This is a genomic window from Streptomyces sp. AC558_RSS880 (assembly GCF_019049255.1).
In the GTDB taxonomy this organism is placed as follows: Bacteria; Actinomycetota; Actinomycetes; order Streptomycetales; family Streptomycetaceae; genus Streptomyces.
Genome location: NZ_JAGMUJ010000053.1, coordinates 1 through 25,018 on the forward strand (window position 1 = coordinate 1; position 25,018 = coordinate 25,018).

The 25,018-nt window shown below is 68.7% G+C and carries 22 protein-coding genes; 11 read left to right on the forward strand and 11 right to left on the reverse strand.

Translation table 11 applies throughout. The features are described 5' to 3' along the window. Positions 1-25 precede the first annotated feature (25 nt). Positions 26-448 (reverse strand): heme-binding protein, encoded by a 423-nt coding sequence (locus KUM38_RS19625; protein WP_217130706.1) that lies wholly within the window; start codon positions 446-448, stop codon positions 26-28. A 103-nt stretch (positions 449-551) separates the two neighbouring features. Then, positions 552-1,760, reverse strand: a complete 1,209-nt coding sequence (locus KUM38_RS19630; RefSeq protein ID WP_217130707.1) for an MFS transporter — start codon at positions 1,758-1,760, stop codon at positions 552-554. Between the two features lie 141 nt (positions 1,761-1,901). Between KUM38_RS19630 and KUM38_RS19635 the strand changes: the two genes are divergently transcribed. Both KUM38_RS19635 and KUM38_RS19640 read left to right on the forward strand, forming a co-directional pair. Then, the gene (locus KUM38_RS19635; protein WP_217130708.1) at positions 1,902-2,366 is read left to right on the forward strand and encodes a MarR family winged helix-turn-helix transcriptional regulator; all 465 of its coding nucleotides are present in this window, start codon (positions 1,902-1,904) and stop codon (positions 2,364-2,366) included. 9 nt (positions 2,367-2,375) lie between these two features. Next, positions 2,376-2,828: a GNAT family N-acetyltransferase gene (locus tag KUM38_RS19640; RefSeq protein WP_217130709.1), complete on the forward strand. Its 453-nt coding sequence runs from the start codon at positions 2,376-2,378 to the stop codon at positions 2,826-2,828. Positions 2,829-2,891: 63 nt separating this feature from the next. Here KUM38_RS19640 and KUM38_RS19645 read toward each other — a convergent pair whose 3' ends face one another. After that, a complete protein-coding gene (locus KUM38_RS19645) occupies positions 2,892-4,280 on the reverse strand; it encodes a serine hydrolase (protein WP_217130710.1) in 1,389 nt (462 codons plus the stop codon). Between the two features lie 23 nt (positions 4,281-4,303). Continuing rightward, positions 4,304-5,779, reverse strand: coding sequence for a replicative DNA helicase (gene dnaB, locus KUM38_RS19650; RefSeq protein WP_217130711.1), 1,476 nt, complete (start codon positions 5,777-5,779; stop codon positions 4,304-4,306). 460 nt (positions 5,780-6,239) lie between these two features. Between dnaB and KUM38_RS19655 the strand changes: the two genes are divergently transcribed. Beyond that, positions 6,240-7,577 carry an MATE family efflux transporter gene (locus KUM38_RS19655; RefSeq protein WP_217130712.1) on the forward strand — a complete coding sequence of 446 codons (1,338 nt, stop codon included), beginning with the start codon at positions 6,240-6,242 and terminating at the stop codon, positions 7,575-7,577. Positions 7,578-7,659: 82 nt separating this feature from the next. On the opposite strand, the gene rplI is transcribed toward KUM38_RS19655, so the two are convergent. The 4 genes from rplI to rpsF form a co-directional block, all read right to left on the reverse strand. Beyond that, positions 7,660-8,106: a 50S ribosomal protein L9 gene (gene rplI, locus KUM38_RS19660; RefSeq protein WP_217130713.1), complete on the reverse strand. Its 447-nt coding sequence runs from the start codon at positions 8,104-8,106 to the stop codon at positions 7,660-7,662. Positions 8,107-8,124: 18 nt separating this feature from the next. Beyond that, positions 8,125-8,361: a 30S ribosomal protein S18 gene (gene rpsR, locus KUM38_RS19665; RefSeq protein WP_003949403.1), complete on the reverse strand. Its 237-nt coding sequence runs from the start codon at positions 8,359-8,361 to the stop codon at positions 8,125-8,127. A 42-nt stretch (positions 8,362-8,403) separates the two neighbouring features. After that, positions 8,404-8,991, reverse strand: a complete 588-nt coding sequence (locus KUM38_RS19670; RefSeq protein WP_217130714.1) for a single-stranded DNA-binding protein — start codon at positions 8,989-8,991, stop codon at positions 8,404-8,406. Between the two features lie 76 nt (positions 8,992-9,067). Next, entirely contained in the window at positions 9,068-9,358 is a 291-nt protein-coding gene (rpsF, locus tag KUM38_RS19675; RefSeq protein ID WP_004929252.1) for a 30S ribosomal protein S6, read from the reverse strand. Positions 9,359-9,675: 317 nt separating this feature from the next. Between rpsF and KUM38_RS19680 the strand changes: the two genes are divergently transcribed. From KUM38_RS19680 to KUM38_RS19690, 3 genes are all read left to right on the forward strand, one after another. Then, positions 9,676-9,990 (forward strand): hypothetical protein, encoded by a 315-nt coding sequence (locus KUM38_RS19680; protein ID WP_217130715.1) that lies wholly within the window; start codon positions 9,676-9,678, stop codon positions 9,988-9,990. Between the two features lie 167 nt (positions 9,991-10,157). After that, a complete protein-coding gene (gene femX, locus KUM38_RS19685; protein ID WP_217130716.1) occupies positions 10,158-11,279 on the forward strand; it encodes a peptidoglycan bridge formation glycyltransferase FemX in 1,122 nt (373 codons plus the stop codon). 83 nt (positions 11,280-11,362) lie between these two features. Beyond that, entirely contained in the window at positions 11,363-12,394 is a 1,032-nt protein-coding gene (locus tag KUM38_RS19690; RefSeq protein WP_217130717.1) for an alanine racemase, read from the forward strand. Between the two features lie 80 nt (positions 12,395-12,474). Here KUM38_RS19690 and KUM38_RS19695 read toward each other — a convergent pair whose 3' ends face one another. Both KUM38_RS19695 and KUM38_RS19700 read right to left on the reverse strand, forming a co-directional pair. Then, a complete protein-coding gene (locus tag KUM38_RS19695; protein WP_217130718.1) occupies positions 12,475-13,989 on the reverse strand; it encodes a glycosyltransferase family 87 protein in 1,515 nt (504 codons plus the stop codon). Between the two features lie 98 nt (positions 13,990-14,087). Next, a complete protein-coding gene (locus KUM38_RS19700) occupies positions 14,088-16,712 on the reverse strand; it encodes a transglycosylase domain-containing protein (protein ID WP_254397457.1) in 2,625 nt (874 codons plus the stop codon). Between the two features lie 396 nt (positions 16,713-17,108). Here KUM38_RS19700 and KUM38_RS19705 point away from each other — a divergent pair, with 396 nt between their 5' ends. From KUM38_RS19705 to KUM38_RS19720, 4 genes are all read left to right on the forward strand, one after another. Further along, positions 17,109-17,792 carry a PadR family transcriptional regulator gene (locus KUM38_RS19705; RefSeq protein WP_030857073.1) on the forward strand — a complete coding sequence of 228 codons (684 nt, stop codon included), beginning with the start codon at positions 17,109-17,111 and terminating at the stop codon, positions 17,790-17,792. A gap of 43 nt (positions 17,793-17,835) precedes the next feature. Next, positions 17,836-18,918, forward strand: a complete 1,083-nt coding sequence (locus KUM38_RS19710; protein ID WP_073933338.1) for an inositol-3-phosphate synthase — start codon at positions 17,836-17,838, stop codon at positions 18,916-18,918. A gap of 78 nt (positions 18,919-18,996) precedes the next feature. Then, the gene (locus tag KUM38_RS19715; RefSeq protein WP_217130719.1) at positions 18,997-20,259 is read left to right on the forward strand and encodes an MFS transporter; all 1,263 of its coding nucleotides are present in this window, start codon (positions 18,997-18,999) and stop codon (positions 20,257-20,259) included. Positions 20,260-20,381: 122 nt separating this feature from the next. After that, positions 20,382-20,864 (forward strand): hypothetical protein, encoded by a 483-nt coding sequence (locus KUM38_RS19720; RefSeq protein ID WP_217130720.1) that lies wholly within the window; start codon positions 20,382-20,384, stop codon positions 20,862-20,864. A gap of 97 nt (positions 20,865-20,961) precedes the next feature. On the opposite strand, the gene KUM38_RS19725 is transcribed toward KUM38_RS19720, so the two are convergent. After that, the gene (locus tag KUM38_RS19725) at positions 20,962-22,428 is read right to left on the reverse strand and encodes a CCA tRNA nucleotidyltransferase (protein WP_217130721.1); all 1,467 of its coding nucleotides are present in this window, start codon (positions 22,426-22,428) and stop codon (positions 20,962-20,964) included. A 198-nt stretch (positions 22,429-22,626) separates the two neighbouring features. Between KUM38_RS19725 and KUM38_RS19730 the strand changes: the two genes are divergently transcribed. Next, positions 22,627-24,993, forward strand: a complete 2,367-nt coding sequence (locus tag KUM38_RS19730; RefSeq protein WP_217130722.1) for a DUF6049 family protein — start codon at positions 22,627-22,629, stop codon at positions 24,991-24,993. Positions 24,994-25,018: the final 25 nt, after the last annotated feature.

Genomic DNA, 25,018 nt, shown 5'->3' on the forward strand with positions numbered 1-25,018 from the left:
CCGTCGCGTCCGGTGAGCGTTGCCGTCAGACGAGGGACTCCACGGCGGCCGTGGCGAAGGCATGGTCCTGCTCCGGGGCGCCACCGCCGACACCGATCGCGCCGATCAGCCGGCCGTCGCGCCGGACGGGTACGCCTCCGGCAATGAACAGCAGCGGCCGGTCAAGTGCGGTGGGCAGGGTGTGGAAGAGGCCTCCGGGCTGCACGGCGTCCACGAGGTCGGCGGTCGGCGCGTTCAGCTGGAGCGCGGTGTACGCCTTGCGGGTGCTGGTCTCCCCGGAGATCAGCACGGCACGGTCGTCCCGGCGGAAGGCGAGCAGATGCCCGCCCGCGTCGAGGACGGTGACGCTGACCGTGACGCCGGCCGCGTCCGCGGCCTGATACGCCGCGCTGACCAGGGCTTCGGCCTCCGCGGTGGTGAGCGGGGTGACGGCGGTGGTGGTGCTCATGAGGGGGGGTTCTCCTTGCGGTACTCGGTGATGTCGGTGGTTCCGGGTGGGGAACCGGCGGACGGAGGGACGGCCCTGGCCCCGCGTCTGCCGGTCCTGTGGGTCAGTGGGAGACGACGGTCCGCCGCTCGGTGAGCATCGGGTCGGCGAGCACGGTGCCGGGCGGGGTGTCGCGGCGCTCGAGAGCGGCCGAGACGAACGCCAGCACCAGGGCACTCGCGGCGAGAACGGCACCGACCCAGTTGGGTGCGGTGTAGCCGAGGCCGGCCCCGATCACGAGGCCGCCGAGCCAGGCGGACAGCGCGTTGCCGAGGTTGAAGGCGCCGATGTTCAGGGCCGAGGCCAGGGTGGGGGCGCCGTGCGCCTGGTCGAGGACCCGCTTCTGCAGGGGCGGCACCGTGGCGAATCCCAGGGCGCCGATGAGGGCGATGGTGACGGCGGCGGCGATCTTGTTGTGCGCGGTCAGGGTGAAGAGCGCGAGGACGACGGCGAGGGCGCCCAGGGAGAGGTACAGCATGGGCATCAGGGCACGGTCCGCGTACCTGCCGCCGATGAGGTTGCCGCCGACCATGCCGAGGCCGAAGAGGACCAGCAGCCAGGTCACGGAGCCGTCGGCGAAGCCGGCGACGCGCGTCATCATCGGCGCGATGTAGGTGATGGCCGCGAAGACGCCACCGAATCCCAGGACGGTCATCGCCATGGCGAGCAGGACCTGGACGTTCTTCAGGGCGGCCAGTTCGTGACGTAGCCGCACGCCCTCGGCCTTGGGCATGTCGGGGACGAGCCTGGCGATGCCGGCCAGGCCGACGACGCCGAGGGCGGCGACGATGCCGAAGGTGACCCGCCAGCCGATGGACTGGCCGACGAGCGTGCCCAGCGGAACGCCGACGACATTGGCGACGGTCAGTCCGGTGAACATCAGGGCGATGGCTCCGGCCTTCTTGTCCGGGGCGACCAGGTCGGCCGCGACCACCGAGCCGATACCGAAGAAGGCGCCGTGCGCCAGCGAGGCGACCACCCGCCCGGTCAGCATGAGGCCGAAGGACGGGGCCAGCGCGGAGAGCAGGTTCCCCGCGATGAACAGTCCCATCAGCAGCATCAGCATCCGCTTGCGGGAGACCCTGGTGCCGAGCACGGTCATCAGCGGGGCGCCGAACATGACGCCCAGCGCGTAGCCGGTCACCAGATAGCCGGCGGTGGGGATGGAGACACCGAAGTCACCCGCGACCTCGGGCAGCAAGCCCATGATCACGAACTCCGTGGTTCCGATCCCGAAGGCCCCGATCGCGAGGGCCAGAAGCGCGAGAGGCATGGGGGAGAGACCTTCCCAGACGATTGCAGGAGCGCTTTGCGTGCCTCGACAATAATTGCAGACGCTGGCTACTTGCAAGCGCCGTATATTGCGGCCTTGCTCTACCCTGGTGTCAGCAGCTCCTGGACGGAGGAAACGCCCATGACAGCCACGGACCCCGCGCTCACCGCCCTCGCTCAGGGCTGGTGCGCACTCTCCCTGCTGCACGGGAGGATCGAGGCCCACATCGAGCGCGTCCTTCAGGCCCGGCACGACCTGAGCGTGCGGGAGTACTCCCTGCTCGACGTACTGAGCCGGCAGCACGACGGCGACGGGGGCCATCTGCAGATGAAGCAGGTCGCCGACGCGGTCGTGCTCAGCCAGAGCGCCACCACGCGCCTGGTCACCCGTCTCGAGGACCGCGGACTGCTGGAGCGCTACCTGTGCCCCACCGACCGCCGGGGTATCTACACCAACGTCACCGAGGCCGGTCTCAAGCTGCTGGGTGAGGCACGGCCGACCAACGACACGGCCCTGCGCGAAGCCCTCGACACGGCGGCGGAGAACCCCGACCTCGCTCCCCTGGTCCGGGCCGTGGAGACACTGAAGGCGCCGGTGCCCGCGTAGGGTGCCGGCATGGAAGATCTGGAGATACGGGCCGCGGTCGCCGACGACGTTCCCGCGATCGTCGGCATGCTCGCGGACGACCCCCTGGGCGCGCAGCGCGAGTCGCCGGACGACCTCAGCCCGTACCTGTCCGCCCTGGAGCGGCTCAGCGCCGACCCGAACCAGCACCTGGTCGTCGCGGTCCGCGAAGGACGCGTCGTCGGCACGCTTCAGCTCACGGTCGTTCCCGGACTCTCCCGCCGCGGCGCCACCCGGTCGATCATCGAAGCGGTCCGCGTCCACGCGGACGAGCGCGGCAGCGGACTGGGAAGCCGGCTCGTCGAGTGGGCGATCGACGCGTCCCGCCGCGAGGGCTGCCAACTGGTCCAGCTGACCTCCGACAACACCCGGACCGCTGCCCACCGCTTCTACGAGCGACTCGGCTTCACGGCCTCCCACGTGGGCTTCAAACTGCCGCTGTGACGAAGGGGCCGGGTCCTGTTCCACGTGAAACAGGACCCGCGTCCACTCCCTGGCGGCCGGGAGCTAGCCGATACCCCGCCATCCCTCCGGATCCACGCCGCCCGGCACAGGAGCCCCCTCGTCGTACGGCTGACGCGTGAACACGAACGAGCCCAGGTCGAGATGGCTCAGCGCCCCGTCCGACCGCCGTACGGGCTTCAGGAGTTCTCCGGCGTAGTAGCCCTCCAGGCCCACCCAGGTGCCGTCCTCCGTCGGGCGGAAACGCGAGCGTCGGCCGTTGCCGGACAACGGCTCCAACGAGACGAGGCCGTCGGCCGAGAGCCGGAGCGCGAACGCGGACGTCCCCCAGTACCACTGCCCCACCAGCTCCAGTGCCGCCGGATCCGCCTCTCGCAGCGGCTGCCAGGGAGCCGGGATACGCGGTTCCGCCTCGGCGACGATCCGGACGAGGTCGGCCGCGACCGTGAACGGCGCTGGCCCGGACGTGCAGTTGGCCAGGACCACCGCGCCCACGTCGTCCGCCACGCTGATCGTGAGGCAGGCGAGGAAGCCCGGCAGCGAACCCGTGTGCCCGACGAGGGAGCGTCCGTGCTGGTGACGGATCTCCATGCCCAGGCAGTACGCGTAGCCGCTCGCCACGTCCGCCGCCTCGACCGGCGCGGCCGGTGTCCTCATCTCCCGCAACGACTCGGCGCTCAGCACCCGTTCGTCGCCCTCGACCAGGAAGGCGGCGAAGCGCGCCAGATCACCTGCGGTGGACCACAGTTGTCCGGCGGGCGCCATCACCCCGAGATCCTCCAAGGGCTCGGGCAGCATCACATCGGCCCACGGATGCACCGCCCAGCCACCCGCGTGCGGCGCTTCCGCGCGCACAGTCGTGCGACGCAGGCCCAGAGGTGCGAGTACTTCCCGCCGAAGCACCTCCTCCCACGGGGCACCGCGCAGCTTCTCGACCAGGGCGCCGAGCAACGCGTATCCGGGGTTCGAGTAGTGGAACCGCCGGCCGACGGGGTGCACCAGGGGCCGCTCGCCCAGCACGTCGGCGAGGCCTGGACGCAGGGACCCGGGGGTCCGTTCCCACCAGGGCCCGGGGGTCTCGGCGGCCAGCCCGCCGCTGTGGGCGAGCAGTTCGGCGACGGTCGCCCCGCCCACGCCCGTGTCCGGCAGGTGCTTCTCCAGCGGGTCGGCGAGATCGAGCGCTCCCTCGTCACGCAGCCGGAGCACCAGAACGGCGGTGAAGGTCTTGGTGATCGAACCGATCCGGTACTGCACGTGCTCGTCCGGAGCATGTCCTTCCACCGACGTCCGCGCTCCCGTCCACACGGCCTTCCCGCCCCGCACCACGGCCGCGACGAGTGACGGCGCGCGTCCTTCGCTCTGGGCGACGGCGATCCTGTGCAGCAGCGCCCGCCGCGTACCGGGCAGCAGTTCTTCCTGATGAGGTGTCGTCATGCCCTCAGTTCAGCAGGAACGGATCAGGTTTGTGCCATGTCCACGAAGCGCGAGTAGTGGCCCTGGAAGGCGACCGTGATCGTGGCCGTCGGACCGTTACGGTGCTTCGCCACGATCAGGTCCGCCTCACCCGCGCGCGGGGACTCCTTCTCGTAGGCGTCCTCGCGGTGCAGCAGGATGACCATGTCGGCGTCCTGCTCGATGGAACCGGACTCACGCAGGTCGGAGACCATCGGCTTCTTGTCCGTGCGCTGCTCGGGGCCACGGTTGAGCTGGGAGAGCGCGATGACCGGGATCTCCAGCTCCTTGGCGAGCAGCTTGAGGTTACGGGACATGTCCGAGACCTCCTGCTGACGGCTCTCGGACCGTTTACCGCCGGACTGCATCAGCTGGAGGTAGTCGATGACGACCAGCTTCAGGTCATTGCGCTGCTTGAGGCGACGGCACTTGGCGCGGATCTCCATCATCGACAGGTTCGGGGAGTCGTCGATGTAGAGCGGTGCCGCCGAGACGTCCGGCATCCGGCGCGCCAGGCGGGTCCAGTCCTCGTCGGTCATCGTGCCGGAGCGCATGTGGTGCAGGGCGACCCGGGCCTCGGCGGACAGCAGGCGCATCGCGATCTCGTTGCGCCCCATCTCGAGCGAGAAGATGACACTCGGCAGGTTGTTCTTGATGGAGGCGGCCCGCGCGAAGTCCAGGGCGAGCGTCGACTTGCCCATCGCGGGACGCGCGGCGATGACGATCATCTGTCCCGGGTGCAGGCCGTTGGTGAGCGAGTCGAAGTCGGTGAACCCGGTGGGCACCCCGGTCATCTCGCCGCTGCGCGATCCGATCGCCTCGATCTCGTCGAGCGCGCCCTCCATGATGTCGCCGAGCGGCAGGTAGTCCTCGCTGGTGCGCTGCTCGGTGACCGCGTAGATCTCCGCCTGCGCGCGGTTGACGATCTCGTCGACGTCGTCGTCGGCCGCGTATCCCATCTGCGTGATGCGCGTGCCGGCCTCGACCAGGCGGCGCAGCACGGCACGCTCGTGCACGATCTCCGCGTAGTAGGCCGCGTTGGCCGCCGTGGGCACCGTCTGGACGAGGTTGTGCAGATACGAGGCCCCGCCGACCTTGTTGATCTCACCGCGCTTGGTCAGCTCCGCGGCGATGGTGATGGGGTCGGCCGGCTCGCCCTTGGCGTAGACGTCGAGGATGGCCGTGTAGATGGTCTCGTGGGCCGGCTTGTAGAAGTCGTGGCCCTTGAGGACCTCGACGACGTCGGCGATGGCGTCCTTGGACAGCAGCATGCCGCCCAGCACGGACTGCTCGGCCTCGAGGTCCTGCGGCGGCACCCTTTCGAACGCGGAGCCTCCGCCGTCCCACACACCGTTGTCCCGGCCGCGGTCGTGCTGCTCGTCGCGGCCCCTGCCCCGGTCCTCGCGGCGCCGGGAAGCGGGCAGACGATCACTGGGTCCGCTCTCGGCCCACGGGTCGTCCAAGGGCTCGGAAATGCTCACCGAGCCACCTCCTCCCGTCCGCCGGAACGGACCTCGCCGTGCCTCTCTGTTCTACGGCACGGCACTGACAGATAAGAGGCCCAACTCCAGTTGTCGTGCGCCGGATTTGTGGCGTTTCTGAAACCGGTGGACGGAGCGAGCGCCGGACCACCGTAGGCCCGTCGGCACCGACAGCCAATCTGGTTATCCACAGGCCATGTGGACGACCGGCCCAATGCTGTGGAGAACTCGGCGAAACCTGTGCACGAGCCGGTGGACAGCCCTGTGAACAAGCCCGCACCTTTGACGCCGACAAGGCTTTGACCTGCGAGTTCATCGTCCACCGGCTGTGCAGAAGAAAAAGTTTCCCAGTCGGATCAAGATCGGTTCATGCGGTGTACGCAAGCCCACACCCAGAGCCACAAAGTAAGGGTCTCCAAAGCTTTGCATCTCTTACCTGTGGACGATTAGATTGGTGCACATGACACAGGCCCCCGCGCGGCCCGGAGCCGCTCGACGGCAGCATGACCGCGAGATCGTCATGCTGGCAGTCCCCGCCTTCGGCGCCCTCGTCGCCGAGCCGCTCTTCGTCATGGCGGACAGCGCCATCGTCGGCCATCTGGGCACGGCACAGCTCGCCGGTCTCGGCGTCGCCTCGGCCCTCCTGATGACCGCCGTCAGCGTCTTCGTCTTCCTGGCCTACGCCACCACGGCCGCCGTAGCCCGGCGCGTCGGAGCCGGCGACCTCCCGTCGGCCATCCGCCAGGGCATCGACGGAATCTGGCTGGCCCTGCTCCTCGGCGCCACCGTCATGGCCGTCGTCCTGCCCACGGCACCCGCCCTCGTGGACCTCTTCGGCGCCTCCGACACAGCGGCCCCCTACGCGACCACCTATCTGCGGATCTCCGCACTCGGCATACCGGCCATGCTGATCGTGCTCGCCGCGACCGGTGTCCTCCGCGGACTGCAGAACACCAGGACACCGCTCTACGTCGCCCTCGCCGGCTTCATCGCCAACGGTGTGCTCAATGTCGCGCTGGTCTACGGCGCCGGCCTCGGCATCGCGGGCTCCGCCTGGGGCACCGTCATCGCCCAGTGCGGCATGGCCGCGGTCTATCTGGCCGTGGTGCTGCGCGGGGCGCGCAGGCACGGGGCATCGCTGCGGCCGGACGCCGCGGGCATCAGGGCGTCCGCCCAAGCGGGCGTTCCGCTGCTGGTGCGCACCCTCTCACTCCGGGCGATCCTGATGATCACGACAGCCGTCGCCGCACGTCTCGGCGACTCCGACATCGCGGCCCACCAGATCATCCTCTCCCTGTGGAGCCTGCTCGCCTTCGCGCTGGACGCCATCGCCATCGCCGGGCAGGCCATCATCGGGCGTTATCTGGGTGCCGGCGACGTCCGGGGTGCCCGTGAGGCATGCCGCCGCATGGTCGAGTGGGGCATCGCGGTCGGTGTCGTCCTCGGCGTCCTGGTGGTGCTCGCCCGACCGGTCTTCCTGCCCCTGTTCACCAGTGACGCCACGGTCACGGACGCTGCCCTGCCCGCCCTGGTGCTGGTGGCGTTGTCCCAGCCGATCTGCGGCATCGTCTTCGTCCTGGACGGGGTCCTGATGGGCGCGGGCGACGGACCGTATCTGGCCTGGGCGATGCTGCTGACCCTCGCGGTGTTCACTCCCGCCGCCCTGCTGGTTCCCTCGCTCGGGGGCGGACTCACCGCGCTGTGGGCCACGATGACGCTCATGATGACCGTGCGGATGCTGACCCTGTGGCTCCGTACTCGCTCCGGCCGCTGGATCGTCACGGGTGCCGCACGCTGACCGTTTCACGTGGAACACGGCGATGGGGGCCGCACCCCGAAGGGTGCGGCCCCCATGCTCACTGCTTCAGCGAGCGCGGCACTCAGCCGGCGACGACCTCGATGCTGACCTTGGCGGCCACCTCGGGGTGCAGACGCACGGACGTCTCGTGGGCGCCCAGCGTCTTGATCGGCGAGCCCAGCTCGATGCGGCGCTTGTCGACCTCGGGACCACCGGCGGACTTGATCGCCGAAGCGATGTCGGCCGGGGTGACGGAACCGAAGAGACGACCGGCGTCGCCGGAGCGGACGGCCAGGCGGACCTTGACGCCCTCGAGCTGGGCCTTCACCTGGTTGGCCTGCTCGATGGTCTGGATCTCGTGGATCTTGCGAGCACGGCGGATCTGCTCGACGTCCTTCTCGCCACCCTTGGTCCAGCGGATCGCGAGCTTCCGCGGAACCAGGTAGTTGCGAGCGTAACCGTCCTTGACGTCGACGACGTCGCCCGCGGCACCGAGGCCGGAGACCTCGTGGGTGAGGATGATCTTCATGAGTCGGTCACCCTTCCCTTATCGCGCGGTGGAGGTGTAGGGCAGCAGCGCCATCTCACGGCTGTTCTTGACGGCCGTGGCGACGTCACGCTGGTGCTGCGTGCAGTTGCCGGTCACGCGGCGGGCACGGATCTTGCCGCGGTCGGAAATGAACTTCCGCAGCATGTTCGTGTCCTTGTAGTCCACGTACGTGACCTTGTCCTTGCAGAATGCGCAGACCTTCTTCTTAGGCTTGCGCACAGGCGGCTTCGCCATGATGTTTCTCCTGTGTGATCAAGAAGTGTGGGTACGGCCCGCCTAGAAGGGGGGCTCGTCCGAGTAGCCGCCGCCGCTGCCGCCGGAGCCACCGCCCCAGCCACCGCCGCCGCCACCCTGCTGGCCACCGGCGGGAGCGCCGGTCGCCCACGGGTCGTCGGCGGGAGCGCCGCCGCCCTGCTGGCCACCGCCGGGGCCGCCGCCCCAGCCGCCGCCACCCTGGCCGCCACCGCCGCCGTAGCCGCCGCCACCCTGGCCACCGCGACCGGTGGTCTTGGTGACCTTGGCCGTGGCGTTGCGCAGGCTGGCGCCGACTTCCTCGACGTCCAGCTCGTAGACCGTGCGCTTGACGCCCTCACGGTCCTCGTAGGACCGCTGCTTCAGCCGGCCCTGCACGATGACGCGCATGCCTCGCTGGAGCGACTCGGCGACGTTCTCCGCCGCCTGACGCCAGACCGAGCAGGTCAGGAACAGGCTCTCGCCGTCCTTCCACTCGTTCGTCTGACGGTCGAAGGTGCGGGGAGTCGACGCGACACGGAACTTCGCGACGGCCGCACCGGACGGGGTGAAGCGCAGCTCGGGGTCGTCGACAAGATTGCCGACGACCGTGATGACGGTCTCGCCTGCCATGGGGAACCTCTCGGCGGGTTTGCTGCTGGCTGCTTGTGCTGCTACTCGGGTCCCGGGACCAGCTGAGCGGAAGAGCTCAGTGGGTCTCGGGGCGGAGGACCTTGGTCCGGAGGACCGACTCGTTCAGGTTCATCTGGCGGTCGAGCTCCTTGACGACCGCAGGCTCGGCCTGCAGGTCGATGACCGAGTAGATGCCCTCGGGCTTCTTCTTGATCTCGTACGAGAGACGACGACGGCCCCAGGTGTCGACCTTCTCGACCTTTCCGCCGCCGTCACGGACGACAGAGAGGAAGTTCTCGATCAGCGGGGAGACAGCGCGCTCCTCGGTGTCGGGGTCGAGGATGACCATCACCTCGTAGTGACGCATGTGGAACCCACCTCCTTTGGACTCAGCGGCCACGGTCGTTCCGTGGCAGGAGGGTCGTGATGCGTTGCTGCAACGATGCCTGTCAGTAAAACAGCCGCCACTGACAATCGAGGCCGGGCGGCGATCTCCCAGGTCGGCCGGGACGGACCGTGGCCCTTCCTCGACTCGCCTGGCTCTGTCCGGACAGACACCGGTGCGGACGGTACAGAGTACCCGCACAGCAGCTTCCGGTTGAAATCCGGCCGCGGGGACAGTCAATCTGTACACATCGGGTGTGTACGGCGCTACGATCCGCCGCCTTTCGCAGGAGGTGCCCCATGGCACAGGCATTGCGACCCAACACCACCGGAGGCCTTTTCGCCACGGACGGCAAGTCCCACCCGCTCCAGGACACCCTCATGGCGGTGACCCTGGTGCTGGGCATCACGTCCTTCATCACGGCGATGTTCCACCATCTGCACCTGCTCAGCTCCTGGACCGGCCTGGTGGGGATCCTCATCGGCGCGTACGGCCAATGGATCTCGGTGACGACCCGCGAGCGCTTCGGCCTCGTCCTGGGCCTCGGTGCCGCGGCGGTCGGGTTCTTCCTGGGCATGGCGCACGGGGGCCTCTTCGGCGGGCTCTTCGACTGACGTCGGACACCACTCTTTTTCGAACACCACCGAACGCCCCGGCCGGCGACGGGCCGGGGCGAAGGTCCCGTGCGCCCAACCGGGGCGCCCCCGAGGCGCAGTAGGCTTCGCGCGAGAGCCGGAGCCCCTGAACCCATGGGGACACACCAGCCCGAGGAGCGCCCCGAATGAGCCTGACCCTGAGGACCATCAGCCGAGAGCAGCATCTGGCCTACATCCAGAGCCTGCCGTCGGCGAGTCACATGCAGGTCCCGGCCTGGGCCGATGTCAAGGCGGAATGGCGCTCGGAGAACCTCGGCTGGTTCGACGACCGGACCGGTGAGCTGGTCGGTGCCGGTCTCGTCCTCTACCGGCAGCTGCCCAAGATCAAGCGCTACCTCGCCTATCTGCCCGAGGGCCCGGTCATCAACTGGTTCGCGCCGAATCTTCAGGAGTGGATCGAGCCGATGCTCGCCCATCTGAAGCAGCAGGGCGCGTTCTCGGTGAAGATGGGCCCGCCGGTGATCATCCGGCGCTGGGAGGCCTCGACCATCAAGAAGGGCATCCAGGACCAGGACGTGAAGCGCCTGCGCGACCTGGAGGCCGACTTCATCGAGCCCCGCGCCTTCGAGGTCGCCGACAAGCTGCGCCGTATGGGCTGGCAGCAGGGTGAGGACGGCGGCGCCGGATTCGGAGACGTCCAGCCCCGCTACGTCTACCAGGTGCCGCTGGCCAACCGTGCCCTGGAAGAGGTCCACAAGAACTTCAACCAGCTGTGGCGCCGCAACATCAAGAAGGCGGAGAAGGCCGGCGTCGAGGTCGTCCAGGGCGGTTACAACGATCTGCCCGAGTGGCAGCGGCTGTACGAGATCACGGCCGTGCGCGACCACTTCCGGCCCCGCCCGCTGTCGTACTTCCAGCGCATGTGGACGGCCCTCAACACCGAGGACCCCAACCGCATGCGGCTGTACTTCGCCCGGCACAACGGCGTGAACCTGTCCGCGGCGACGATGCTGATCGTCGGCGGGCACGTCTGGTACTCCTACGGCGCCTCCGACAACATCGGCCGCGAGGTCCGGCCCTCGAACGCGATGCAGTGGCGGATGCTGCGCGACGCCTACGCGCTCGGCGCGACCGTCTACGACCTGCGCGGCATCTCCGACTCGCTGGACGAGACCGACCACCTCTTCGGTCTGATCCAGTTCAAGGTGGGCACCGGCGGCCAGGCCGCCGAGTACCTCGGCGAGTGGGACTTCCCGCTGAACAAGCTGCTCCACAAGGCGCTCGACATCTACATGTCGCGCCGCTGACCCCTGTTGCGCCGCTCCGACGGCTCCATAAGCTCCCATACCTCTGATACACCGCAGCCACGAGAAAGGTTCCAGGTCCGGCCATGGCGCTCACGCTCTACGTCGACACCGCGCGCTGGCGGGCGCATCACAAGCACGTGCAGGAGCAGTTCCCTGGGCTGGTCCCGGTCTGCAAGGGCAACGGCTACGGCTTCGGCCACGAGCGGCTGGCCGAGGAGGCCACCCGGCTGGGCTCGGACGTCCTCGCGGTCGGCACGACGTACGAGGCCGCCCGGATCAAGGACTGGTTCGGCGGTGACCTGCTGGTGCTGACGCCGTACCGGCGCGGCGAGGAGCCGGTGCCGCTGCCCGACCGGGTCATCCGCTCGGTGTCGTCCGTCGACGGCGTGTACGGCCTGGTCGGCGCCCGGGTGGTCATCGAGGTGATGTCCTCGATGAAGCGGCACGGCATCAGCGAGCAGGACCTGCCCCAGCTGCACTCGGCGATAGAGAACGTCCGGCTGGAGGGCTTCGCCATCCACCTGCCGCTGGACCGCACCGACGGCTCGGACGCCGTCGAGGAGGTCATCGGCTGGATGGACCGCCTGCGGGCGGCCCGTCTCCCGCTGCACACCATGTTCGTGAGCCATCTCAAGGCCGACGACCTCGCCCGGCTGCAGCAGCAGTTCCCGCAGACCCGCTTCCGCGCCCGGATCGGCACCCGGCTCTGGCTGGGGGACCACGAGGCCACCGAGTACCGGGGCGCGGTGCTGGACGTCACCCGCGTCGCCAAGGGGGACCGGTTCGGCTACCGGCAGCAGAAGGCCGCCTCCGACGGCTATCTGGTGGTCGTGGCGGGTGGTACGTCGCACGGGGTGGGCCTGGAGGCCCCCAAGGCCCTGCACGGCGTCATGCCGCGCGCCAAGGGCGTCGCCCGCGCCGGCCTCGCCACGGTCAACCGGAACCTTTCGCCGTTCGTCTGGGGCGGCAAGCAGCGCTGGTTCGCCGAACCGCCGCACATGCAGGTGTCGATCCTGTTCGTGCCCGCGGACGCGCCGGAACCGAAGGTGGGCGAGGAACTGGTGGCCCACCTCCGGCACACCACCACGCAGTTCGACCGGCTGCTCGACCGCTGACAGCGAGAAGGCCGTACACGGTTCTCCCGCGTACGGCCTTTCCTCTGCCCTGAGCGGGCGTCACCCTCTTGACTGTTCGCTCAGAGCGAACCTCCGGCGGCTTCCTTCCTGCCCCATTCGACCGGGGTCCCCTCGAAGTGGGCCGCGTGCCGCGCCGGGTGAGCCGCGGGTCCGAGCACGAACACGTCCTCCGCCCCGTCCAGCACCCCGCCCGAGGGGTCGTCGTCACCGGACCGGCGCACCGGGTCCCGCTCTGGCATCAGGATGTCGCGCAGGACCATGGCACACAGGTAGAGCGTCCCCAGCAGGTGCACGCCGATCGCCCAGTGGTAGCCGTCGGTGGGCAGTCCCTTGTGGGCGTCCCCGCTGGTCGTGTAGGCGAGGTACATCCAGATACCCAGGAAGTAGACCACCTCGCAGACCTGCCAGACGAGGAAGTCCCGCCACTTCGGCCGGGCTAGGGCCGCCAGCGGCACCAGCCACAGGACGTACTGCGGCGAGTAGACCTTGTTGGTGAGGATGAACGCCGCGACGATCAGGAAGGCGAGCTGGGCGAAACGCGGCCGGCGGGGAGCCATGAGCGCGAGCGCCGCGACACCCGCGCAGCACAGCAGCATCAGCGCCGTGGCGAGCGTGTTGACCGTGTCGGTGCTCAGCGGGTCGTCCGAGTTCTGCGCCAGGATCAGCCAGAAGGACCCGAAGTCGACGCCCCGCTCCTGGCTGAACGTGTAGAACTTCGACCAGCCGTCGAACGCGAAGAGCATCACGGGCCCGTTCACGACGAGCCAGGCGACGGCCGCGCCACCGAGGGCCGTGCCGTACTCCCGCCACCGTCCCGCGCGCCAGCACAGCACCAGCAGCGGCCCGAGCAGCAGCACGGGGTAGAGCTTGGCGGCCGTGGCGAGCCCGAGGAGGACGCCGAAGGCGAGGGAACGCCCGCGCGACCACATCAGCATCGCGGCGGCCGTCAGAGCGACCGCCAGCAGGTCCCAGTTAATGGTCGCGGTCAGCGCGAAGGCCGGTGCCAGCGCGACCAGCAGGCCGTCCCAGGGCCGCCGCCCGTGCGTACGGGTCACACAGACCGCGATGACGGACGCGCACGCCATCAACATCCCGGCGTTGACCATCCAGTACCACTGCTCCTGGTCCTGGATGCTGCCGCTGCCGGGGGTGAGCCAGGCGGCGACCTCCATGAACAGGCCGGTCAGCACCGGGTACTCGAGGTACTGCATGTCCCCGGGGAGCCTGTCGAAGTACGGCACCAGCCCGTCGGCGAAGCCGCGCCCCTGGTAGAGGTGCGGGATGTCCGAGTAGCACGCATGCGTGTACTGGGAACTGGCGCCGAAGAACCAGGCGCCGTTGTAGCAGGGCGCCTTCTGCACCAGGCCGAGGACGAACATGCCGATCGCCACGAGTGCGATCACCCGCACCGGGGTCCACCAGGAGGTCCCGGTCAGAGCGCGCCGCCCGAGCGGACCGCCGATCAGCTCGCTGCCGGCCGCGGCGACCCGGTCCTCCTCGGTCGGCCGCACCGGCTCCGGCTCCGGCTCGTGGACGCTCGCTTGCGTCGATTCTCCACTGGGCATGCCGCACATCCTGCCGCATATGGCTGGGGATACGCCGAGGGCCGCCGCACCCGGAGGTACGGCGGCCCATGTTTCACGTGAAACACCCAAGCCAGGCGATAAGCCGACTAACCGAAGAGACCGCCATCACTTCCGTTGCCGTTGCCTCTGCTGTTTCCGGTGTCGCTGCTGGTCGTGGGATCCGGCGAGCTGGTCGCACCCCCGTCGGTGCCGCCGCTGTCCGTGCCGCCCACATCGGTGCCGCCCGATTCATCGCCGTCGTCTTCGCAGTTGAAGCCGAACGGCCCACACGTGGCGGTATTGGTCGGTGACGGTGGCGTGACCTCGGTCTGCGTGGGCGACGGAGGCGCCGTCGGCGTCTCCTTCTCCTCTTCCTCGGTCTCCGTGGCGGTCGGAGTGGGAGACGGCGCTCCGATCCCGTCCGCGATCTCGCCGATCTTCTCGGCCTTGGGGAATCCGGGGTCGTCCTCGCCCTTCAGCGCGACCTTCATGTACTCGGTCCAGATCTGCGTGGGAACGTCACCACCGTGGATGGACTCATCACCCGCCGTGCCGTTCATGGAGAGCAGTTCGTGGTCCTTGGGGTCCTCGCGGAACATGGCGACCGCGGTCGCGAGCTGCTGGGTGTAGCCGACCCACCACGCGGACTTGTTCTTGTCGGTCGTACCCGTCTTGCCGGCTGCTGCACGCCCCAGCCCTTGCGCCCTGTAACCGGTACCGTTCTCGATCACGTTCTCGAGGACATTGGTGATGTTGTGCGCCACGTTCTCCGACATCGCCTGCTTGATGCGCGGCTTCTCGAAGTTGGGAAGCTCCGTCCCCTTGTGCTTGACGGCGGTCACCGAGTACGGGTCGGCCTGCTTGCCGGACGCCGCGAAGGTCGCGTAGGCGTCGGCCATGCGGATCGCGCTGGGAGTCGACGTGCCCAGGGCGAACGACGCGTTGAGGTCGGCGAAGCTGTCCTTCAGGATGCCGGACTTCTCGGCGACGTCCGCCACGTTCTTCATTCCCACGTCCATGCCGAGCTGCACGAAGGGGGTGTTGACGGACTGCTCCATCGCCTTGTGCAGGGTGATGTAACCCCACTTGTAGTCGGTCTCGTTCTCCTGGAAGAAGGGCGTGTTGTCCTTCTTGAGGACGAGGGAGCCGTCGTTGTTCCTGATCTGCAGGTGGTCGTTGCCGTTGTACTTGCTCTGCGGTGAGACGCCTTCACCATTGGTCTTGTACGTGCCGTGCTCCATCGCGGCGGCCAGCACGAACGGCTTCCACGTCGAGCCGACGGGGACACCCGAGGTGTCCGCGTTGTTGTTGAAGTGACCGTTCTCGAAGCCGGCACCACCGTAGAGAGCGACGATCGCACCGTCATTCGGCTTCACCGACGCCGCGCCGAACTGGACGTGCTGGTCCTTCTCGCGCTTCTCCGGGTCGAGCTTCTCCTTCTCGACCTTCTTCACGGCCTTGGCCAGCGCGTCGACCTTGTCCTTCTCGAAGGTCGTGTAGATCTGGTAGCCGCCCTGGTCGAACTGCGCCTCCGTGATGTCGGAGTTCTTCAGGACGTAGCGCTTCGCCGTGTCGACGAGGTAGCTGATCTGGCCGGTCATGCCCTTGACCGCCTTGCGGCCCTGGGGCTCGGGGTACTCCTTGGTCGCCTCCTGGTACTCGGCGTCCGAGAGGTGCTCGTCCGCGTGCATCTGCTCGAGGATCCAGCCCCAGCGCTCCTCGGACCGCTCACGGTTCTTCTCCGCGGTGGCGGAGGAGTCGAGGTTCGTGTTGCCCGCCGGGTCGTAGTACGTCGGCCCCTTGAGCAGGGCGGCGAGGAAGGCGCACTCGCTGGGCGTGAGATCGACCGCGTCCTTGCCGTAGTAGGTCTGGGCGGCGGCCTGGATGCCGTAGGCGCCACGTCCGTAGTACGAGGTGTTCAGGTAGCCCTGGAGGATCTCGGCCTTGGACATCTTGGTGCCCACCTTGATCGAGATGAACATCTCCTTGAACTTCCGGGAGATCGTCTGATCCTGGCTCAGGTAGGTGTTCTTCACGAACTGCTGGGTGATCGTCGAGCCACCCTGAGTGTCACCGCCCGTGGCCATGTTGCCGAGCGCCCGGGCGATACCCATGGGATCGATGCCCGAGTCGTCGTAGAAGCTCTTGTTCTCGGCCGAGATCACCGCCCACTGCATGGCCTCGGGGATGCGGTCGATCGTGACGTTCTGCCGGTTCTGGCCGCTGCCGGTGGCGACCATCTGGGTCTCGTCGGCCCAGTAGTAGACGTTGTTCTCGGACAACGCCATGGCGTTCTCCTCGCTGGGCACGCTCACCATCGCGTACCCGATCCCCGCCACGGCGACCAGGCTGCCGAAGAATGCGAGACACAGCCCGGACACGAGCTTCCAGGACGGCATCCAGCGGCGCCAGCCGTCCTTGTCCCAGCGCGGATAGTCGATGATCCGCTTCTTTCCGGGAGGGGCCGCACGCCCCCCGCCCCGGCCGGGGCCTGCGGTGCCGGCACGGCGGCCCCCGCCTCTCTGTGCCGCGCGTCGCGCCTCGGCACGGCTGCCGTACGTACGTTCCTCACCCCCCGAGCCGCGGGAGCCCGACCCATAGGAATCGGACGGAGACCCGGTGGCGCCTCGCGGTGCCGCGCGGCGGCCGGAGGACGAACCGGACTGGCCGCGTCGGGCCGCGGCACGTCCGCCTCCCTGCGGCTGCGGCGGTTTGCGACGGTGCTCGCTCATCGAACGACTACTCCTCGGGCAGGCGCACCTTTGCGCGCCTGGAAGCGGCGGCTGGTTTCCGGTCCCCCCGAAGTACGGATGCGGCGCTTCGCGCATTCACCCGTACTACACCGGGGACCAAGACGCCCCCGGGCGTCACTCGGTTCCCGGTGGTGTGCATGGCGCACAGACTACGCACCGCCAAAACCCGCCGAGCACAGAAGTTCACCTCAAATCAGGCAACTTGCTCTCGATGAATCGGTGATGTGATCCCGTTCACCTTTTTCCCCCTTGTCGCATCCGGGAGGCCGTTCTATCGTCGTGATGTATCGAGTCGATACATCAGCTCGGCATAAAGACGGCGACGAGCCGCACACGAGCCCGTCACGGCGTGACCGCGGCAGAGAGGAGGCGACGATGAGCCGGCGTTCCGGGATCCTCGAGTTCGCCGTACTCGGCCTGCTCCGCGAATCTCCGATGCACGGCTATGAGCTGCGCAAACGACTCAATACGTCACTGGGTGTGTTCCGTGCGTTCAGCTACGGGACGCTCTACCCCTGCCTCAAGACGCTGCTCGCCAACGGCTGGTTGATCGAGGAACCGGGGAACACCACCGAGGACGCCCTCGCAGCCCCGCTCGCGGGGCGCCGCGCCAAGATCGTCTACCGGTTGACGGCGGAGGGTAAGGAGCACTTCGAGCAGCTGCTCTCCCAGACGGGACCGGACGCGTACGAGGACGAGACCTTCGCCGCGCGGTTCGCCTTCTTCGGGCAGACGTCGCGCGACGTACGCATGCGCGTGCTCGAGGGCCGCCGCAGCCGGCTGGAGGAGCGCCTCGAGAAGATGCGCGCCTCCCTGGCCCGGACCCGGGAGCGCCTCGACGACTACACGCTCGAGCTCCAGCGCCACGGAATGGAGTCCGTGGAGCGCGAAGTGCGCTGGCTGAACGAGCTCATCGAGAGCGAGCGGGCCGGGCGGGACCTGAAGGGATCCGCCACCGGGGGGCCCGCTCAGCAGGACACCACATCTGGAGCGACGGGCGGCCTGCCCCGGACCGGGGACGACCCCCGGCCGGATACGCCCGACGACACCGCCACGTGAGACCCCTGAAGGGCCTCACTCGTACACACAGGGAGCAACCGGAATGGGTTCGGTTCGCGTAGCCATCGTCGGCGTGGGCAACTGCGCCGCATCGCTGGTGCAGGGCGTCGAGTACTACAAGGACGCCGACCCGGCGTCCAAGGTCCCGGGCCTGATGCACGTCCAGTTCGGCGACTATCACGTCCGTGACATCGAGTTCGTCGCCGCCTTCGACGTGGACGCCAAGAAGGTCGGCCTGGACCTCGCGGACGCCATCGGCGCCTCCGAGAACAACACCATCAAGATCTGCGACGTGCCGAACAGCGGCGTCCAGGTCCAGCGTGGCCACACCCTCGACGGTCTCGGCAAGTACTACCGGGAGACCATCGAGGAATCCGCCGAGGCCCCGGTCGACGTCGTCCAGGTCCTCAAGGACAAGCAGGTCGACGTCCTCGTCTGCTACCTGCCCGTCGGCTCCGAGGACGCGGCGAAGTTCTACGCCCAGTGCGCCATCGACGCCAAGGTCGCCTTCGTCAACGCCCTCCCGGTCTTCATCGCCGGCACCAAGGAGTGGGCGGACAAGTTCACCGAGGCGGGCGTCCCGATCGTCGGTGACGACATCAAGTCGCAGGTCGGCGCCACCATCACGCACCGCGTCATGGCGAAGCTGTTCGAGGACCGCGGTGTCGTCCTGGACCGCACGATGCAGCTGAACGTCGGCGGCAACATGGACTTCAAGAACATGCTCGAGCGCGACCGCCTCGAGTCCAAGAAGATCTCCAAGACGCAGGCCGTCACCTCGCAGATCCCCGACCGGGACCTCGGCGAGAAGAACGTCCACATCGGCCCGTCCGACTACGTCGCCTGGCTGGACGACCGCAAGTGGGCCTACGTCCGCCTCGAGGGCCGTGCCTTCGGTGACGTCCCGCTGAACCTGGAGTACAAGCTCGAGGTCTGGGACTCCCCGAACTCGGCCGGTGTCATCATCGACGCCCTGCGCGCCGCGAAGATCGCCAAGGACCGGGGCATCGGCGGCCCGATCCTCTCGGCGTCCTCGTACTTCATGAAGTCCCCGCCGGTGCAGTACTTCGACGACGAGGCCCGCGCGAACGTCGAGAAGTTCATCCAGGGCGAGGTCGAGCGCTAAGACCTCCCTCTTGTGGGCAGTTGAGGGTCTCCGGGTCGTACGACCCGGAGACCCTCTTCGTATGTGAGGCTGTGCCCCATGGCCGTCGTCCGTGACCTGCGCGTTCTGCTGTGCCTCCAGGGCTTCAGGCGCCTGCTCGCCGTCCGGCTGCTCTCCCAGGGCGCCGACGGCGTCTTCCAGGTCGCGCTCGCCGCCTACGTGGTCTTCTCCCCCGAGAAGCAGACGTCGGCCACGGCGATCGCCTCCGCGATGGCGGTCCTGCTCCTCCCGTACTCCGTGGTCGGCCCCTTCGCGGGAGTCCTCCTGGACCGCTGGCGCCGCCGCCAGGTCTTCCTCTACGGCAACCTGCTGCGCGCCCTGATGGCCTCGGTGACCGCCCTCCTGATCCTCGGCCGGGTGCCCGACTGGCTTCTCTTCGTCGCCGCCCTGTGCGTCACGGGCGTCAACCGCTTCGTCCTCGCCGGGCTGTCCGCCGCGCTGCCTCGCGTGGTGGACAGCGAGCGGCTGGTCGTCGCCAACTCCCTGTCCCCGACCGCCGGAACGCTCGCCGCGACCGCGGGCGGTGGTCTCGCCTTCGTCGTCCGCCTGGTCGTCGCCGACTCCGACGCGGCCGTGGTGCTCGTGGGCGCCGCGCTGTACCTGTGCGCGGCTGTGGCATCGCTCCGCATCGCGAAGGAACTGCTCGGTCCCGACCGCGCGTTGGTACACCCCCGGCTGGCCACGGCACTCACCGGGACCGCTCGGGACCTGGTGGCGGGCGTACGGCACCTCACCGCGCCCCGGCGCAGGGAGGCCGCCTGGGCGCTCACGGCTATGTCGCTCATGCGGTTCTGCTACGGCGCGATGCTCGTCATGCTGCTGATGCTCTGCCGGTACGCCCTGACGTCTACCACCGACGAGGGACTCGCCCTGCTGGGCCTGGCGTTGGGCGTGTCCGGCGCCGGCTTCTTCGCCGCTGCCGTCCTCACGCCCTGGGCCGCGGGACGGCTCGGTCCCGGCCGCTGGATCGTGGTGTGCGCCGCGGCGGCGGCCGTACTGGAGCCGGCGCTCGGTCTGCCCTTCGCCTCCGGCCCCTTGCTGGCCGGGGCGTTCGTCCTGGGCCTGACCACCCAGGGCGCGAAGATCGCCACGGACACCGTCGTCCAGGCCTGTGTCGACGACGACTTCCGCGGCCGGATCTTCTCCGTGTACGACGTCCTGTTCAACGTGGCCTTCGTCGGCGCCGCGGGAGTGGCTGCCCTGATGCTGCCGCCGGACGGCCGATCGGTTCCGCTGGTGGTAACGATCGCCGTTATCTACGGAGCAGTAGCTGTGGGTATGGCTCGTTTTGAGCGTCAGTAAGTGTCACATCAACGCCACAGAGCCTTATTGAGCTACGGAGTCGTCCGTGCTGGCCGGTAGCTTACGTGCGTCTTATCAACGCGTCTTTCGCGCCACGTACCCATGTTCTAGGGGGACCCCAAGTGACCACTCCGCCGCCTCAGGGCAATCCGTTCGCACAGGGCCAGCAGCAGCCCTACGGCCAGCCCCAGGGTCAGCCCCCCTTCCCGCAGCAGGCGGGTCAGCCCGGGTTCCCCCCGCCCGGTGCGCCGGTTCCCCCGCAGCAGGGGCGCAAGCTCAGCTTCAAGACGATCAAGAACATCGTCATCGTCCTGATCGTCGCCGGTGTGGCCATCGGCGGCTGGATCACCAGCCAGGACGACGCCAACACCGCCGCCGTCGGCGACTGCATGCACCGGGGCAGCACGAACGACAACAGCCCGGACCTCGAGGTCGTCGACTGCGGTGACGCGAAGGCGCAGTACACGGTGCTCGCCAAGATCGAGGGCGACTTCTCCGGTCTCACGGCTCAGAGCAAGTGCGACGCGGCGGCCAAGGACTTCGAGTACGTGTACACGGAGACCAACGGCAGCCAGAGCTTCCTCCTCTGCCTGAAGGACAAGTAGGGCAGACGATGAGGGGTGGCGTTTCACGTGAAACGCCACCCCTCACGCACATCCGCGGGGCGATGTTTCACGTGAAACATCGCCCCGTTTCACATCCTCAGGCCTGCCGACCGGCCCACCACTCCTTGAGCGCCGCCACCGCCGCGTCGTGCCCCATCGGACCGTTCTCCAGTCGGAGCTCCAGCAGGTGCTTGTACGCCTGGCCGACGGCCGGGCCCGGCTTGACGCCGAGGATCTCCATGATCTGGTTGCCGTCGAGGTCCGGGCGAATGGCGTCCAACTCCTCCTGCTCCTGAAGCTGGGCGATGCGCGCTTCCAGACCGTCGTACGCACGGGAGAGCGCGGCGGCCTTGCGCCGGTTACGCGTGGTGCAGTCCGAACGGGTCAGCTTGTGGAGCCGGCCGAGAAGCGGTCCGGCGTCACGGACATAGCGACGCACAGCGGAGTCCGTCCACTCTCCCATGCCGTAGCCGTGGAAGCGCAGATGGAGTTCGACGAGACGCGAGACGTCCTTCACCAGCTCGTTGGAGTACTTGAGCGCCGTCATGCGCTTCTTGGTCATCTTCGCTCCGACCACTTCGTGGTGGTGGAACGAGACGCGGCCGTCCTTCTCGAAACGCCGCGTGCGCGGCTTGCCGATGTCGTGCAGCAGGGCCGCAAGGCGAAGGGTCAGATCGGGGCCGTCCTCCTCCAGGGCCATCGCCTGCTCCAGGACGATCAACGTGTGGTCGTAGACGTCCTTGTGCCGGTGGTGCTCGTCCCGCTCCAGGTGCAGGGCCGGCAGCTCGGGCAGCACGTACTCGGCGATCCCGGTGTCCACGAGCAGGGAGAGCCCCTTGCGCGGGTGCGTGGAGAGGATCAGCTTGTTCAGCTCGTCCCGTACGCGCTCGGCGGAAACGATCTCGATGCGCCCGGCCATCTCCTTCATCGCCGTGACGACCTCGGGTGCCACCTCGAAGTCGAGCTGGGCGGCGAAACGGGCGGCCCGCATCATCCGCAGTGGATCGTCCGAGAAGGACTCCTCGGGCGTGCCCGGGGTGCGCAGCACCCGCGCGGCCAGGTCGGCGCGACCGCCGTGCGGATCGATGAACCGCTTCTCCGGCAGCGCGACGGCCATCGCGTTCACCGTGAAGTCACGGCGGACCAGATCTTCCTCGATCGAGTCGCCGTACGACACCTCCGGCTTGCGTGAGGTGCGGTCGTACGCTTCCGAACGATAGGTGGTCACCTCGATCTGGAAGCTCCGGTCGGCGTCTTCGACGCGGGTTTCCTTCTGTGCACCGACCGTGCCGAAGGCGATCCCGACGTCCCAGACGGCGTCCGCCCAGGGACGCATGATCTTCAGTACGTCCTGTGGGCGGGCGTCGGTCGTGAAGTCCAGATCGTTGCCGAGGCGGCCGAGCAGCGCGTCCCGCACCGAGCCGCCCACCAGGGCGAGTGAGAACCCGGCTTCCTGGAAGCGGCGGGCGAGGTCGTCGGCGACAGGGGCGACCCGCAGCAGTTCACTCACGGCGCGGTCCTGCGCCTGGCTCAGGGCACTGGTTTCTTCGTTGGCGTTCGGCACAACAGAAGAGGGTACGTGGCCCGAACCGCCGGGGGCTCCTCCATAAACGCGCGCGGACACCCTCGCCGATACACGGACAAGGCCCGCGTCTCCCGATCTTGTGGACCGGTCCGCGGCACTTCCTCCCGGCGCGCATCGTTACCATGCGTGGACGCACATTCCGACAACCACTGACGAAGACGAGGGACGGGCGAGCGCGTGGCCGAGGCGGCAGACTTCCAGGGAACCAGTCCCTCACCTGCCCGCCGCTGGCTGCGGCGTACCGGAGCCCTGCTCGCCGGAGCACCCCTGCTGACAGGGCTCGTCCAGCTGCCCGCCGCGCCCCCCGCGGACGCCGCGGGGGCGGACGCGTCACAGGCCGCCTCCGGTGCGGGCTCGGTCTCCGTCTCGGTCGACACCCTCACCCCCGGCGCCCCCGCCGAGGGCGACACCGTCACCGTGTCCGGAACGGTGACCAACAAGGGCAAGCAGACCGTCACCGACGCCCACGTGGGGCTGCATGTGGGTCCGCTGCTGAACACCCGCTCGAGTATCGACAGCGTCGCCAAGAGCAGCACCGACGTGCAGAGCGCCATCGGCCCCGAGGTCGGCGACAAGTACTCGGAGGAGTTCGCCAAACTCACTCCGGGTGTCTCGCAGCCCTTCACCATCGCGGTGCCGGTGGACAAGCTGAACCTCGGGCAGGACGGCGTCTACCAGCTGGCCGTGTCACTCTCCGGGGAGACCTCCGCCCAGTCGTGGGAGCAGACCCTCGGCGTCCAGCGCACGCTCCTGCCGTGGCAGCCCGACGAAGCCGGCACGAAGACGAAGACGACGTTCATGTGGCCGCTGATCTCCACCGTCCACATGACGGCGGAGACGGGTTCGGACGAACAGCAGACGCCGGTCTTCCACGACGACGACCTCGCCAAGGAGATCTCCCCGGGCGGCCGGCTGGACCGGATGGTGGCTCTGGGCAAGGACCTCGACGTCACCTGGGTGATCGATCCGGACCTGCTGGCGTCCGTCGAGGCGATGACCAAACGTTACGAGGTTCCCGGCGAGGGTGACGACACCGTCCTCGGCGGCCACCAGGCGGTCGCCAAGCGTTGGCTCACCGAGGTGCAGGAGGCCGTGGCGGACAAGGAGGTCGTCGCGCTGCCGTTCGGCGACCCCGACCTGGCCTCCCTCGCGCACAACGGCACGTCCGTCACCGGCTCGCTGAGCCACCTCAAGGAAGCCACCGACGTCGCCTCCAGCACCGTGGACGCGATCCTCCACGTCCAGCCCAGCACGGACTTCGCCTGGCCCGTCAACGGCGCCGTCGACCCCTCCATCGTCAAGGTCGCCACATCCGCCGGAGCCGACAAGGTGATCGCCCGCAGCGACACCTTCGAGGAGACCGACGGCCTGTCGTACACGCCCTCCGCGCCCCGGCCCATCGGCGGCGGCACCACGGCCGTCGTCGCGGACGCACGGCTGTCCACGGCGTTCCAGGGCGACATGACCAAGGCCTCCACCTCCACGCTCGCGGTGCAGCGGTTCCTGGCCCAGAGCCTGACCCTCGGCCTGCAGACGGGGCAGCAGCGCAGCGTCGTCGTCGCGCCGCAGCGCACGCCGTCCGCGAGCCAGGCCCAGACGATGGCCGAGGCGCTCACGATCCTCCAGGACGGAACCTGGTCCGAGTCGCAGGACCTCACGGCGGCCGCCGAGGCCGAACCGGACCCCGCCGCCACCACCAAGGTCCCCTCGGCCTCCGCGTACCCCTCCTCGTTGCGCAAGCACGAGCTGCCGCGTGCGACGTTCGAGCAGATCGGGAGGACGCAGGCCAAGCTCGACAAGTTCAAGGTGATCCTCTCCGACCAGTCCCGGGTGGTGACCCCGTTCGGACGTGCCCTGAACCGGTCGATGTCCGTGTCGTGGAGGGGCCGGCAGTCCGAGGCCGCGATCTACCGGAGCGGCATCGAGTCGTACCTCGACACGCTCATCGGGCAGGTCAGGCTGATCGACAAGTCGGAGACGAAACTCTCCGGCCGCAGTGCGACCATCCCCGTGACGGTCCAGAACAACCTGGTGCAGGGCGTCGAGCACCTGGTGCTGCGGCTCACCTCGACCAACCCGACCCGTCTCGAGATCGGTGGGGACTCCTACGAGGAACAGCCCGTCGCGGTCTCCGGCGGCCACAGCCAGTCGGTGAAGTTCACCACGTCCGCCAACGCCAACGGACGGGCGACGGTGGTCGCCCAGCTGTACACGCAGGACGGCCAGAGGTACGGCGAACCCGTCACGTTCGACGTGAAGGTCACCGAGATCACCGCCACGGTGATGCTGGTCATCGGCGGTGGCGTGTTGTTGCTCGTCCTCGCCGGCTTCCGGATGTACACCCAGCGCAAGCGGGCCGCGGCCCGCGAGGCGGACGAGGACGCCGACGACCCGCAGAACCCGGAAGCCGCCGGGGAGCGTCTCACCCGGGAGCCCGGCACGGACGCTCGGGCGGACGCCCCGGAGCAGCCGGGTGACCCGGCACCGGACACCGCACCGGAGAACGCCGACCCGTCCGGCACGGGTGAGAGAGTGGACCGTTGAGGATGTCGTGGCCGGTGGGCCCGGG

Bases quoted from the DNA above. Each gene is read 5' to 3' on its own strand.
- KUM38_RS19625 (WP_217130706.1), bottom strand. From the start codon at position 448: ATGAGCACCACCACCGCCGTCACCCCGCTCACCACCGCGGAGGCCGAA.
- KUM38_RS19630 (WP_217130707.1), bottom strand. From the start codon at position 1,760: ATGCCTCTCGCGCTTCTGGCCCTCGCGATCGGGGCCTTCGGGATCGGA.
- KUM38_RS19635 (WP_217130708.1), top strand. From the start codon at position 1,902: ATGACAGCCACGGACCCCGCGCTCACCGCCCTCGCTCAGGGCTGGTGC.
- KUM38_RS19640 (WP_217130709.1), top strand. From the start codon at position 2,376: ATGGAAGATCTGGAGATACGGGCCGCGGTCGCCGACGACGTTCCCGCG.
- KUM38_RS19645 (WP_217130710.1), bottom strand. From the start codon at position 4,280: ATGACGACACCTCATCAGGAAGAACTGCTGCCCGGTACGCGGCGGGCG.
- KUM38_RS19655 (WP_217130712.1), top strand. From the start codon at position 6,240: ATGACACAGGCCCCCGCGCGGCCCGGAGCCGCTCGACGGCAGCATGAC.
- rplI (WP_217130713.1), bottom strand. From the start codon at position 8,106: ATGAAGATCATCCTCACCCACGAGGTCTCCGGCCTCGGTGCCGCGGGC.
- rpsR (WP_003949403.1), bottom strand. From the start codon at position 8,361: ATGGCGAAGCCGCCTGTGCGCAAGCCTAAGAAGAAGGTCTGCGCATTC.
- KUM38_RS19670 (WP_217130714.1), bottom strand. From the start codon at position 8,991: ATGGCAGGCGAGACCGTCATCACGGTCGTCGGCAATCTTGTCGACGAC.
- rpsF (WP_004929252.1), bottom strand. From the start codon at position 9,358: ATGCGTCACTACGAGGTGATGGTCATCCTCGACCCCGACACCGAGGAG.
- KUM38_RS19680 (WP_217130715.1), top strand. From the start codon at position 9,676: ATGGCACAGGCATTGCGACCCAACACCACCGGAGGCCTTTTCGCCACG.
- femX (WP_217130716.1), top strand. From the start codon at position 10,158: ATGAGCCTGACCCTGAGGACCATCAGCCGAGAGCAGCATCTGGCCTAC.
- KUM38_RS19690 (WP_217130717.1), top strand. From the start codon at position 11,363: ATGGCGCTCACGCTCTACGTCGACACCGCGCGCTGGCGGGCGCATCAC.
- KUM38_RS19695 (WP_217130718.1), bottom strand. From the start codon at position 13,989: ATGTGCGGCATGCCCAGTGGAGAATCGACGCAAGCGAGCGTCCACGAG.
- KUM38_RS19700 (WP_254397457.1), bottom strand. From the start codon at position 16,712: ATGAGCGAGCACCGTCGCAAACCGCCGCAGCCGCAGGGAGGCGGACGT.
- KUM38_RS19705 (WP_030857073.1), top strand. From the start codon at position 17,109: ATGAGCCGGCGTTCCGGGATCCTCGAGTTCGCCGTACTCGGCCTGCTC.
- KUM38_RS19710 (WP_073933338.1), top strand. From the start codon at position 17,836: ATGGGTTCGGTTCGCGTAGCCATCGTCGGCGTGGGCAACTGCGCCGCA.
- KUM38_RS19715 (WP_217130719.1), top strand. From the start codon at position 18,997: ATGGCCGTCGTCCGTGACCTGCGCGTTCTGCTGTGCCTCCAGGGCTTC.